The following is a 12,109-nucleotide window of genomic DNA, read 5'->3' on the forward strand; positions in this document are numbered from 1 at the left end:
AACCCCAGTGTTTGCTGGGGTTTATGTTAATGGTCATATGCTAATTGCCTATCAGGCGTTATTTTTCGGGAAGTTGGCCAGCACTAGCTCGGCGACTTTGCGAAGCTCTCCCGGACAAATGCCATTAGTGGCTTGTACTGCCATGCCTTGCAGCACTGTGCCTATGTATCGAGACAGCAGCAGCGGATCGGCATCAGCGGGAAGATCGCCTTCATCCTTTGCCCTTTGTAGACGTTCGCATAAAGCCTGTTCACCATCACGACGGCGGGTAATCAGGGTATCTTTAATCGCTTGTCCGGCTTCGCTACAGGCGAGGGCGCCTTGTACTATCAAGCAACCTTGGGGGTGACTCTCATCCACTAAGGAGGATGCAGCACCATAGAGCATGGCCTCAACCACTTGATAGGCGGTTTCTTTTTCAAGCGAAGGATAGAAAAACGCACAGGGGCGCTGCTCGTATAACTCGATCGCTTTCAGAAACAGCTGCTCTTTGTTACCAAAGGCGGCATAAAGGCTGGGTTTGTTGATGCCCATTGCCTGAGTTAGATCGGTTAACGATGTACCTTCAAAACCTTTTTGCCAGAAGACTTCCAAGGCTTTGGCCAATGCATCGTCGGCGTCGAAGGCTCGTGGGCGACCTACGCAGGGCGTCTGGGTGACGGTTGACATCATTAGGCTCCTCAATTCTCAATTGCCCCTAGGATAGACATGGGTTTAGTTCATGTCCAGCCACTCTTGCCTGCTGTCTGCGGGTTAGGTGAGTAACTCACCAAAATATATCGTCCATTCAAGCCCACATAGCACGTTCGCCGTGGCTAATAACCTCAAAGGCTTAACTACATGTTTATCAAGCTGTCACAAAAAATTAAATACTCATCGGTACAAAAATCTGTTGACAGGGTCATTTTACACTATATATTACCGCTCAGTACATAATATTTTTTACCAGTCGGTATTTATTGGTTTTGACCGAGTGATCATCACTGATGCCTGTCTTAAACGAGATAAATGCCTGCCACATGAGGATTGTAAGATGAAAAGTAACCAACCTTTACGGATATTGATGTTGACTGCCGTGGCGGCTTTTGTCCTTTCGGCCTGTGGTGAACCCGAGGCCCAGCAGGGGCAAGCACCGGGTGCACCTAAGGTCGATGTTGCGCAGGTATTGCATGAGCGCGTTACCGAGTGGGATGAATTTACCGGCCGTTTGCAGGCGCCAGAAAGTGTGACCTTAGTGCCACGGGTGTCTGGCTATATCGCATCGGTAAACTTTAAAGAAGGCGCCTTAGTGAAAAAAGGCGATGTGCTATTCCATATCGATGCGAGTGTGTTCGAAGCGGAAGTGGCCCGGTTAAGAGCAGATCTTGCTAGCGCGCTCTCTGCTGAGCAACTGGCCACTAACGACTTAGAACGTGCCCGCAAACTCTTTGCCCAAAAGGCGGTATCGGCAGAATTACTCGATACCCGCGAGTCTAACAAACGCCAAACCACGGCGGCCGTGGCTTCTGTGAAAGCGGCGCTGCTGCGCGCCGAGCTGGACTTAGATTACACCCAAGTGCGTGCGCCGATTGATGGCCGTGCCTCCTACGCCAATGTTACCGCGGGTAACTATGTGTCTGCGGGGCAGAGTGTGCTAACCAGCTTAGTGTCGACCGCCAGCATGTATGCCTACTTCGATGTGGATGAGCAAACCTATCTGAAATACGTCAAGTTAACCGCCGAGAAAAAGCGTAAAGACCCTCGTGCAGGCGACAATCCCGTGTATATGGCGCTGGCTAACGAACGCGAATATCAACACATAGGTCTAGTGGACTTTGTCGATAACTCGATGGACAGACAGACGGGCACTATTCGAGTACGCGCCACGTTTAGCAATGAAGACAACAGTTTGCTCCCAGGTCTATTCGCCAGATTACGCACCGCTGGTAGCGGCGCCTACGACGGCATCTTAATCGACGATAAAGCCGTGGGCACGGATCTGAACAATAAGTTCGTCTTAGTGGTGGCAAACGATGGCACTGTGGAGTATCGCGGCGTCACCCTAGGTGAAAAAGTTCAAGGTTTACGCATTGTTAAGCAAGGTTTAGCGGCAAACGACAAAATCGTCGTCAATGGTATGCAAAGGGTTCGTCCTAAGATGCAAATTGAGCCACATATAGTCGATATGGCCGATAGCGAGCAGCTAGATGCGCTTCGTCAAGCTCAATTACTGCTTGATAAAAATCAAGAAAATATCACCACCCCAGACGTTGAAGTAGCGAGCCGCGGTTAAGGAATCCAACAGAATGTTGTCGCAGTTTTTTATTAAAAGACCGATATTTGCAGCCGTACTCTCGCTGCTATTTTTTATCACAGGGGCGATTGCCGTCTGGCAATTACCTATTACCGAATACCCTGAAGTGGTGCCACCGACAGTCGTGGTGACCACCAACTACCCTGGCGCGAACCCTAAAGTCATTGCCGAAACGGTTGCCTCGCCCTTAGAGCAGGAAATCAACGGCGTCGAAGACATGCTGTATATGTCATCGCAGGCGACATCCGATGGACGCATGACCTTGACCATCACCTTTGCCATTGGCACCGATGTGGACAGGGCGCAAACTCAAGTGCAGAGCCGGGTTGACCGTGCTATGCCTCGTTTGCCGCAGGAGGTTCAACGCCTAGGGATTGTGACCGAAAAGTCATCGCCAGACTTAACCATGGTGGTGCATTTACTGTCGCCGGATAACCGTTATGACATGCTGTATTTGTCTAACTACGCGGCGCTCAACGTAAAAGATGAGTTAGCACGCATCAAAGGCGTGGGCGCGGTGCGTTTATTCGGTGCGGGCGAATATAGTCTGCGGATCTGGCTTGACCCGAATAAGGTCTCGGCGCTTGGCATGTCGCCAGCTGAAATTATTGCCGCCGTACGTGAGCAAAACCAACAAGCGGCAGCGGGCAGTTTAGGGGCGCAGCCTAGTGGTAATGCCGACTTCCAACTCTTGATTAACGTTAAGGGTCGTCTGACTGAGCTGTCAGAATTCGAAGACATTATTATCAAGGTCGGCCAAAACGGTGAGGTGATCCGTCTTAAGGATGTCGCTCGTGTCGAACTCGGTGCAACTAGCTATGCGCTGCGGTCATTGCTGGATAACAAGGATGCGGTCGCGATTCCTGTGTTCCAAGCATCGGGCTCGAATGCGATTCAAATCTCCGACGATGTGCGCGCCGAAATGGCAAGACTGGCGAAGTCTTTCCCCGAAGGACTGCAATACGAGATTGTGTACGATCCGACCGTGTTTGTGCGTGGTTCTATCCATGCGGTAGTGAAGACCCTGCTCGAAGCCGTGCTCTTAGTGGTACTCGTGGTGGTGCTGTTCCTCCAAACTTGGCGAGCCTCGATTATTCCGCTGGTGGCCGTGCCTGTGTCTTTGGTGGGTACCTTCGCCTTTATGCACTTGATGGGCTTCTCGCTTAATGCGCTGTCGCTGTTTGGTCTGGTTCTGGCCATCGGGATTGTGGTCGACGATGCCATCGTGGTGGTAGAAAACGTGGAGCGAAATATCGCTTCGGGTTTAAGCCCTATTGCCGCAACACAAAAAGCCATGAAGGAAGTGACTGGGCCGATTGTGGCAACCACCTTAGTGTTGGCCGCGGTGTTTATTCCTACCGCCTTTATGAGCGGATTAACGGGGCAGTTTTATAAACAGTTTGCACTGACTATCACGATTTCGACCTTTATTTCGGCCATTAACTCGCTCACCTTGAGCCCGGCGTTATCGGCGTTGTTACTCAAGGGCCATGATGCGCCTAAGGATGCGCTCACTCGGTTAATGGATAAGCTGTTTGGTGGCTGGTTATTTACACCCTTTAACCGCTTATTCAACCATGCCTCAGAAGGTTATGGCTATTTAGTACGTAAGGTGATCCGTTTTGGCGGCATTATCGGACTAGTGTATCTGGGCATGGTTGCGCTCACGGGCGTGCAATTTGTGAATACCCCAACGGGTTATGTGCCTGGTCAGGATAAGCAGTATTTAGTGGCATTTGCCCAATTACCGGATGCAGCCTCACTCGAGCGTACCGATGCGGTGATCAAGAAAATGTCCGACATCGCCTTGAATCATCCCGGTGTGGCGCACTCTATTGCCTTCCCCGGTCTGAGTATCAACGGTTTTACCAATAGTCCTAACTCGGGCGTGGTGTTTGTTGCCTTAGATGATTTTGAGTTACGTAAGAGTCCTGAACTGTCGGCGAATGCGATTGCCGGCCAATTAAATCAGCAGTTTGCTGGTATTCAGGATGCGTTTATTGCCATCTTCCCGCCGCCACCTGTGCAAGGCCTCGGCACTATTGGAGGGTTCCGTCTGCAAATTCAAGACAGAGCCAACCTTGGTTATGAGGCCTTGTATCAGGTGACCCAACAAGTAATGTACAAGGCGTGGGCCGATCCACAATTAGCGGGGATTTTCTCCAGCTATCAAGTGAACGTGCCACAACTTGAACTGGATATCGATCGAACTAAAGCGAAACAGCAGGCAGTGTCGCTCGATCAAATTTTCCAGACATTACAAACCTATATGGGCTCGACCTATGTCAACGACTTCAATCGTTTCGGTCGAACCTATCAGGTGAATATGCAGGCCGACGAAGCATTCCGTCAAAGCCCGCAGCAGATCAGTCAGTTAAAAGTGCCTAATGTGAATGGCGATATGATCCCGCTTGGCTCCTTTATCAATGTGAGCCAGAGCGCGGGGCCCGATCGCGTGATGCACTATAACGGTTTCACCACGGCTGAGATTAACGGTGGCCCAGCACCCGGTGTGAGTTCGGGCCAAGCTCAGGCAGCGATTGAGAAAATCCTCGCCGAGACTTTGCCAATAGGCATGACCTACGAGTGGACCGAGCTGACCTATCAGCAGATCCTCGCCGGTAACACAGGCTTGTTAGTGTTCCCTCTGGTGATCCTGCTGGTGTTTATGGTGCTGGCGGCGCAGTACGAGAGTTTGAGTTTGCCATTGGCGATTATCTTAATCATTCCAATGACCTTACTCTCGGCGCTCAGTGGTGTGCTTATTTATGGCGGTGATAATAATATTTTCACCCAGATTGGTCTTATCGTCCTCGTGGGCTTAGCGACGAAGAACGCGATTCTGATTGTCGAATTTGCCAAGGAAAAACAAGACCATGGTATGGAAGTCATGGAGTCGATTCTCGAGGCGGCGCGCTTACGTTTACGCCCCATCTTGATGACCTCTATCGCCTTTATCATGGGGGTGGTGCCCATGGTATTCTCAACGGGAGCGGGCGCTGAAATGCGTCAAGCCATGGGCGTCGCGGTATTTGCCGGTATGATAGGGGTGACACTGTTTGGCTTAATCCTAACGCCGCTATTTTACTATGCCCTCGCTAAACGCGGTCGTCGCAAAGTGGAAGCATTAACGGCGCAATAGTTCATTTTGTTCAATCAGTTATCTCTTAAAAGACCTGCAAATGCAGGTCTTTTTTTATTTTCGCGGCTAAATATCGACGGAGTAACTATAGTTAGATCAGTGTATTAAATTAGGAAAATGCGATGAACGCTTTTCAGCCCCAGGAAATCAGCATCAAAATTGATGTTCGGCATGCGCTGTTAGCCGTGGCGACGGCATTGGATTTTGTTGGTGTGGATGATTTACACCATGGACATAGAGTGGCCTATATGGCCTACGAATGCGCTAATGTGCTGGGCTGGTCAGATGAAAAGAAGCAGTTTGCCTATTTTGCTGGGCTTATCCATGACTGCGGCGTGTCTTCCTCAGAGGAACATCTGCGCCTACTCAAATTAATGCAGCCAGAAGATGCCACTTCCCACAGCCGCCGTGGGTATGAGGCATTAATGAAGTGTCCTATCTTAGATGTCTTTGCCCTCACAGTGCTTTATCACCATACCCCTTGGCTAGAGTTGCAAACCACGGCAATCTCAGAGTTTGATCGTGACCTTGCTGCATTGGTGTTTCTGGCCGATCGGACCGATTTTCTGCGGGCACGCTATACCCATGGTTGTCATCAAGAGCTAATCACCCTCCATGAGGGGTTAGTTGCGGATAATTTGCTAGCCCACAGTGGCGTGCTGTTTGAGCCTAATATGGTGGCGGCCATGTGCCAATTAGTCAGCAAAGACGGTTTTTGGTACAACATGGAGGCTGCCCATATTGAGCAAATGGCCCTCGAGTTTGAAGCGAATCAACTATACGACAAACAGCTGGATCTCGAAGGCGTTAAGCAGATATCAAGATTTCTGGCGCGGATTGTCGATGCCAAAAGTCCCTTTACTTTTCATCATTCGGACAAGGTCGCACTGCTGGCAAAACTGGTCGCTAAGGATTGTGGCATATCGGATACCGATGCCGAGTTATTGTATGTGGCCGGGCTATTACACGATGTTGGTAAGCTCAAAACCCCCGATTTATTACTCCATAAGGAAGGCAAGCTGACTAGGGAGGAATACTCGATTATGAAGCGCCACACCGTCGATACCGACCACACCTTAAAGAGCTTTTTTCCAAAGTCTGTGATTGGTGAGTGGGCGTCAAACCACCATGAGCGTCTCGATGGGTCGGGTTACCCCTTTAGAAAAGGACCAGAACAATTAGATTTACCTTCGCGGATCCTTGCACTCGTCGATGTGTTTCAAGCCTTAACCCAAAAGCGGCCTTATCGAGGTTCAATGTCCTTAAGTGAGGTGCTGGAGATTATGTTGCCTATGGTTCAACAAGGTAAGTTGGACTCGAATGTTTATGATGTGTTGCTAGCCGATGCCGATAATTTTTACCAACTCTCGACACAAGAGTATGAGGACATCAAGTTATAAAGCTGAGCAAATGGTGACTCTAGATTAGTCACTGTCGGTGCTGCAGCAGTATTTTAGTGTGGTGTTTTCATCTTTCTGCTGCCCGTTAGCACAAAGGCCGTTGGGCGATAAACCTTACTCCTGTTTTAATTCTGCTAGATTGGGGCGGATTTTCGGTAAATGAATGATTTTCAACACCACGCAGATCCAAATCCTATACTGATATCGTATGACTAGATATGCCTATGTCTTGCTGCACTCTTGCCGTCACCTTTCGTTTGGGGTAACCAATGATATTAAATCGCGCTGTATTTACCATGTTAGTCTGTATGGTGGTGCCCCAGAGTATGGCCGCAGACCTCCAGATTCAGGTGGTAGACTCGCAACAAGTGGCGCTGGCCGATGCGGTTGTGGAACTTATCCCTGATGTGATGCCCGATAAAACGACCATTACTGATCATTATGAAATGTCACAAAAAAACCGTACCTTTATCCCCTTTGTGCTGGCAGTTCCTAGAGGATCAAAAGTAGATTTTCCTAATCTGGATCGTACCCGCCACCATGTGTATTCCTTTTCCGAGGCCAAGCCGTTCGAGTTGAAACTCTATGTGGGTAAAGCCGAAGCGCCTATTCTGTTTGATAAACCTGGCCTAGTGGCGCTTGGCTGCAATATTCACGATTATATGCAAGCCTTTATTTATGTTGCAGATAGCCCCATTGTGGCGGTGGCGAACGAAAAAGGAGAGATCCAATTCAAGGCACTTACGGCCGGTCATTATAAAGTCAAACTTTGGCATCCATGGCAAAAGGCCATGTCTGAGCCTAAGGACATCAATTTGGCTGTAGAGACTCAAACACTCACGCTGGCATTGGATGTCGAGCGTCAGGCAAAACCTTCGGCTCCGCCATCGGGGTTTGGGTCCTTCGATGCTAAATAGTTTCCGTGCTCGACTGATTTTAGTTTTCTTTACTGTGCTGACCCTAGTGCAGTTAGCCACGGCATTTTCAGTGTTGACGGCGACACAGAGAGATAACTTTTTACAGCAACAAAAGAGCCTTGAAATCGGCGCGAATGTGTTTCTCGAAGTGTTGTCAAATCGCGGTGCTCAACTCAGTCAAAGCTTATCTGTGCTCAGCGCCGATTTTGGTTTTAAGCGCGCGATTGCGACAAGAGAGCAAGAAACGATAGAGTCGGTATTATCCAATCATGGTGCCCGTATCGGTGCAGATGCAGCCATATTATTGTCACCCAAGGGGGAACTGTTAACCTCAAGCCTGCCAGGGCTTACACAGGATGATATTCAATCCCTATTTGAACTGGCCACCAGCAATACCAATGCCTTGGCGATTCTCGATTTTGACCATGCGAGTTATCAGTTTGTCCTTCAACCAGTCAAGGCGCCAACTCTGATAGCCTGGGTTGGTATGGGCTTTTTGTTAGATGAAAAAGTGGCTAGCCAAGCCAAAGCCATCACAGGGATTGATGTTAGCTTTGTTAATCAGACCAATGGCCGGACTGAAATCGCCTCCACCTTATCCAGCGCCGAACAACAGAGTGTGCTTGCGCAGAAAAACCGATTCCCCAGCCTGTTAACTATGCCCAGCGAGTATATTCCTGCGGACTACTTATCCATGGCAATCAAGCTGTATGAGCATAATGGTCGCCAGTTGGCGCTGCTGCACCAGTCAAACCTCAAGTGGCAGCAAAGTTATCTGCATTTACGCAATAACATGCTGCTGATCTTTGCGTTGACGCTGGCATTGGCGATTGCCATTGCCATTTGGTTGTCGGGCAGTTTGACCGAGCCCGTTCATCGATTGGTGCAATATGCCCGTAAAATTGGTCAGGGGCTGCAGCCTGAGAGCATTCAGGGGGCGCCTGCGGAATTGCGGGTATTGGCCAACAGTTTGTCTTTGATGCGGGAGGATATTGAGGCGCGCGAAAAGGATTTACTATATCAGTCGCGCCACGACAGTTTGACAGGCTTGCTGAATCGTTTCGCGGCAAAACAGCATTTAACCGATCTTAACCAAGATCTCTCCGGCACTATCGTATTGCTGGATATCAAGCATTTTCGCCATATCAACGACATTATCGGTTTTGCTAACGCCGATAGCTTATTGCTGCTGTTTGCCCGCCGTTTGGAACAGCTGGCGCCCACAGCGGATATGCTGGCGCGATTGGATGGCGATTCGTTTTTGCTCTTGTATCGCCAAGGGATTGGGGGCGATCAATTACTGAAATCCTTGGATATGCTAGAAGCTCCCTTTCCTATCCAAGGTTCCAATATTTCGCTGACGGTGCGAGCAGGGCTGCTCGAAATTGATGGCAATGGTGCCGACATTGATGTGTTGCTGCGCCGCGCCGAAATTGCCCTCAACCAAGCCTGCCTTCAGGAACTGCGAATCGTTAGTTATCGTGAGGGCGACGATGAAAAGTACCAGCGAGAACTCACACTTATCCGTGATTTGCCTATCGGTTTGGCGCAGGACCAGCTCTATTTGGTGTTTCAGCCCAAGGTTAATTTGCCGCTCAATCAATGTACTGGCGCCGAGGCGCTTATCCGCTGGCAACATCCTACTCTGGGTTTTATCCCGCCGGATGAATTTATTCAACTCGCTGAAAACTCAGGCAACATTGATATTGTCAGCCAATGGGTATTGAAGCAGGCCATCAAGCAGTTGGTGACATGGCAGCAGCAGGGCCTAGCGCTGAAGTTGGCGATTAACCTGTCTGCCCACGATTTACTGGATACACGTTTACCAAATCAAATTGCCAACCTGTTAAAGGACAATCATCTGCAACCCGGAGCACTCTGCATCGAGGTCACCGAAGGCGCCGTAATGAAAGATGCGCAAACCGTTGTGGGGGTCTTGCAACGATTCCGAGATATGGGCGTCTCGGTTGCGATTGATGATTTTGGCACCGGACATTCATCACTGGCGTATTTGAAACTATTACCCGTTGATGAAGTGAAGATTGATCGTAGCTTTATCCAGAATATGCACTTGAACAGTCAGGATGCCATGATAGTCAATACCAGCATTCAATTGATCCATGGCCTCGGCTTTAGCGTTGTGGCTGAAGGTGTTGAAGAGCGAGAAGGTGTTGATATTCTTCGTCATCTCAACTGCGATCTGATCCAGGGCTATGTGTATTCCAAGCCGTTAAAAGCGGCTGAGTTTGACCAGTGGTTTGAAGCATTTAACAGTAGCAGCAAATAAGAAAACGCCGAATGGCGTCAGGCGTCATCATCGCCCTCTAATGCAACCAATCGCGTATTGAGTGAGTATGTCCATGAACACAATGAAGTTGAGCTTATCGACTCGGCGCTATGCTAGGGCGCTGCTTTGTCTGTTTTGTCCGCTTTGGTTAGGGGGCATTGCGCCAGTTATGGCTGAGGGTAGCCGCGTGATCGCCACTGGCGGCGCGTCAATGATCGAGGGCAGTGCCGGCGGTGGCATAGTGCCTTGGGCCGTGATCAACGGTTATGGCAGCAGTGATGAGTGGTCGGCAACGGCCATGGCCACGGGTGTTTATGTCGATGATTTTACGCTAAAAGTGATGGGCGCCTCGTTAAGTTATGACAATCGGTTTGAGCTCAGTTTGGCAAGGCAAACCTTTGATTTGGATACTCTGGGCGGCGAGCTTGGTCAGGATATTGTGGGGTTCAAATACAAGCTTGCCGGCGAGTTGTTATATACCGCCATGCCACAAATCACCTTGGGCGCACAGTATAAAAAAGTGGATGACTTTAGCCTTCCTCAGGCGGTTGGCGCGCGGGATGATTGGGGGTTAGATATATATGTCGCTGCCAGTAAAGTGTTTTTTGATACGGTAGCGGGTCGTAATTTGTTACTCAATGCCACAGTGCGCGTGACCAAAGCCAATCAAACTGGCTTATTAGGGTTTGGTACTGAGGCCAGTAACGATTACCACTTTATGTTGGAAGCCTCGGCGGCGTTACTGCTCACCGATAATCTGGCACTGGGTATTGAATATCGTCAAAAACCGAACGAACTGGGATTTGCTCGAGAGGATTATTGGCAGGACATATTTTTAGCTTGGTTTATCAATAGGCATCTGTCAGTGGTCACGGCCTATGCCGATTTAGGCAGCATTGCGGGTTTTGATCATCAGCAGGGCTGGTATCTGTCGCTGGAGGGCACTCTATGAGCTGTTTACGCAAGTTTCTCCCTTTCGCCACGGTACGCTTAATCACAGTACTTTCAATCTCGACAGCTTTACTTGCTGGCTGCGCCCAATCTGATCCTAACACCCCAGTATCTAGTGCGAACGCCAGTCCTACAACCCTGTATCAGGCCCTCGGTGGTGATTCGGGCGTTTCGGATATCGTTGATGGCTTGCTTGCGCGTATCGCGCGGGATCCCCGCATTGTGCACCACTTCGATGAAACGGATATTGCTATCTTTCGCGAGCGTCTTATCGAACATTTGTGTGCTGTCACGGATGGTGGCTGCGCCTATCAAGGCGAAAACATGGCAGACAGCCATAAAGGTTTGAATATCACTCAGGCCGATTTTGATGTTTTAGTCGGGCATTTGATTGAATCGATGAAGGAACAGCATATTTCAACATCGACCCGCAATGCGCTGCTGAAGCGCCTTGCGCCCATGTATTCCGAGGTGACGTATCAGTAACGGCTTGCTAACTCGTTCGTGTGGGTGATGCTGTTAATGCTGGGGATATACTGGCATTAACGTAACAATGACTCTTCTATCGGATTAAAGCAGCTAGCCGCCTCCATCAGAGATTTTGCGGTGAGGGAGGGCACGCCATAGATCTCTGCCTCGACGGCGTATTTTTGCCTTATCTTATCGAGCAAGAGGGCAAAGTCCCCATCGCCAGACAGCAAGATCACAGTATCCACCTCGGGCGCCATTTCCAGCACATCTATGGTGATGCCCACATCCCAATCACCCTTTGCCGAACCATCACTGCGCTGAATAAAGGGCTTAAGTTTTAGCTCAAAACCTATATGTCTGAGCGCATCTTGAAACTTTAACTGGCCATCGTCCCCGCGATGAATGGCGTAGGCAATGGCGCTGACAATCTCACCCTGCGCGCTTAACTGTTGCCAGAGTTTGCGATAGTTAAACTGGCGCTGATAGGCCTCACGGCAGGTGTAGTAGATGTTTTGCACGTCGACAAAGAGGGCGATTTTTTTCAAAGGATAAGTTATGGCTATCAGCTGGAAGACTGTTCGCACTATAGCACAGCAAGGCGGCTAATGGCGCGAGCAGACAAAACGGCAATGGTCTAATCGGGAATTA

9 protein-coding genes are annotated in these 12,109 nt (G+C 49.6%); 7 read left to right on the forward strand and 2 right to left on the reverse strand.

Features of this window, described 5'->3' with window-relative positions; translation table 11 throughout:
* Window positions 1-51 precede the first annotated feature (51 nt).
* Complete coding sequence (locus tag K0H60_RS05725; protein WP_088210845.1) at window positions 52-672, reverse strand: TetR/AcrR family transcriptional regulator; 621 nt, start codon at window positions 670-672, stop codon at window positions 52-54.
* Window positions 673-1,033: 361 nt separating this feature from the next.
* Here K0H60_RS05725 and K0H60_RS05730 point away from each other — a divergent pair, with 361 nt between their 5' ends.
* The 7 genes from K0H60_RS05730 (at window position 1,034) to K0H60_RS05760 (ending at window position 11,476) form a co-directional block, all read left to right on the forward strand.
* Complete coding sequence (locus K0H60_RS05730; protein ID WP_220057544.1) at window positions 1,034-2,272, forward strand: efflux RND transporter periplasmic adaptor subunit; 1,239 nt, start codon at window positions 1,034-1,036, stop codon at window positions 2,270-2,272.
* A 13-nt stretch (window positions 2,273-2,285) separates the two neighbouring features.
* A complete protein-coding gene (locus K0H60_RS05735; protein ID WP_220057545.1) occupies window positions 2,286-5,435 on the forward strand; it encodes an efflux RND transporter permease subunit in 3,150 nt (1,049 codons plus the stop codon).
* A gap of 122 nt (window positions 5,436-5,557) precedes the next feature.
* Window positions 5,558-6,835: an HD-GYP domain-containing protein gene (locus K0H60_RS05740; protein WP_220057546.1), complete on the forward strand. Its 1,278-nt coding sequence runs from the start codon at window positions 5,558-5,560 to the stop codon at window positions 6,833-6,835.
* A 269-nt stretch (window positions 6,836-7,104) separates the two neighbouring features.
* Window positions 7,105-7,752, forward strand: coding sequence for a methylamine utilization protein (locus tag K0H60_RS05745; protein ID WP_220057547.1), 648 nt, complete (start codon window positions 7,105-7,107; stop codon window positions 7,750-7,752).
* The gene (locus K0H60_RS05750) at window positions 7,742-10,039 is read left to right on the forward strand and encodes a bifunctional diguanylate cyclase/phosphodiesterase (protein WP_220057548.1); all 2,298 of its coding nucleotides are present in this window, start codon (window positions 7,742-7,744) and stop codon (window positions 10,037-10,039) included. Before K0H60_RS05745 ends, K0H60_RS05750 begins: the two co-directional genes overlap by 11 nt.
* A gap of 73 nt (window positions 10,040-10,112) precedes the next feature.
* A complete protein-coding gene (locus tag K0H60_RS05755) occupies window positions 10,113-10,991 on the forward strand; it encodes a DUF3034 family protein (protein ID WP_220057549.1) in 879 nt (292 codons plus the stop codon).
* Window positions 10,988-11,476 (forward strand): group I truncated hemoglobin, encoded by a 489-nt coding sequence (locus K0H60_RS05760; protein ID WP_220057550.1) that lies wholly within the window; start codon window positions 10,988-10,990, stop codon window positions 11,474-11,476. Before K0H60_RS05755 ends, K0H60_RS05760 begins: the two co-directional genes overlap by 4 nt.
* Window positions 11,477-11,532: 56 nt before the next feature.
* Here K0H60_RS05760 and K0H60_RS05765 read toward each other — a convergent pair whose 3' ends face one another.
* Complete coding sequence (locus K0H60_RS05765; protein WP_220057551.1) at window positions 11,533-12,006, reverse strand: LabA-like NYN domain-containing protein; 474 nt, start codon at window positions 12,004-12,006, stop codon at window positions 11,533-11,535.
* Between the last annotated feature and the right edge of the window lie 103 nt (window positions 12,007-12,109).

The organism is Shewanella mangrovisoli, from assembly GCF_019457635.1.
Lineage (GTDB): Bacteria > Pseudomonadota > Gammaproteobacteria > Enterobacterales > Shewanellaceae > Shewanella > Shewanella mangrovisoli.

Bases quoted from the DNA above. Each gene is read 5' to 3' on its own strand.
- K0H60_RS05725 (WP_088210845.1), bottom strand. From the start codon at position 672: ATGATGTCAACCGTCACCCAGACGCCCTGCGTAGGTCGCCCACGAGCC.
- K0H60_RS05730 (WP_220057544.1), top strand. From the start codon at position 1,034: ATGAAAAGTAACCAACCTTTACGGATATTGATGTTGACTGCCGTGGCG.
- K0H60_RS05735 (WP_220057545.1), top strand. From the start codon at position 2,286: ATGTTGTCGCAGTTTTTTATTAAAAGACCGATATTTGCAGCCGTACTC.
- K0H60_RS05740 (WP_220057546.1), top strand. From the start codon at position 5,558: ATGAACGCTTTTCAGCCCCAGGAAATCAGCATCAAAATTGATGTTCGG.
- K0H60_RS05745 (WP_220057547.1), top strand. From the start codon at position 7,105: ATGATATTAAATCGCGCTGTATTTACCATGTTAGTCTGTATGGTGGTG.
- K0H60_RS05750 (WP_220057548.1), top strand. From the start codon at position 7,742: ATGCTAAATAGTTTCCGTGCTCGACTGATTTTAGTTTTCTTTACTGTG.
- K0H60_RS05755 (WP_220057549.1), top strand. From the start codon at position 10,113: ATGAACACAATGAAGTTGAGCTTATCGACTCGGCGCTATGCTAGGGCG.
- K0H60_RS05760 (WP_220057550.1), top strand. From the start codon at position 10,988: ATGAGCTGTTTACGCAAGTTTCTCCCTTTCGCCACGGTACGCTTAATC.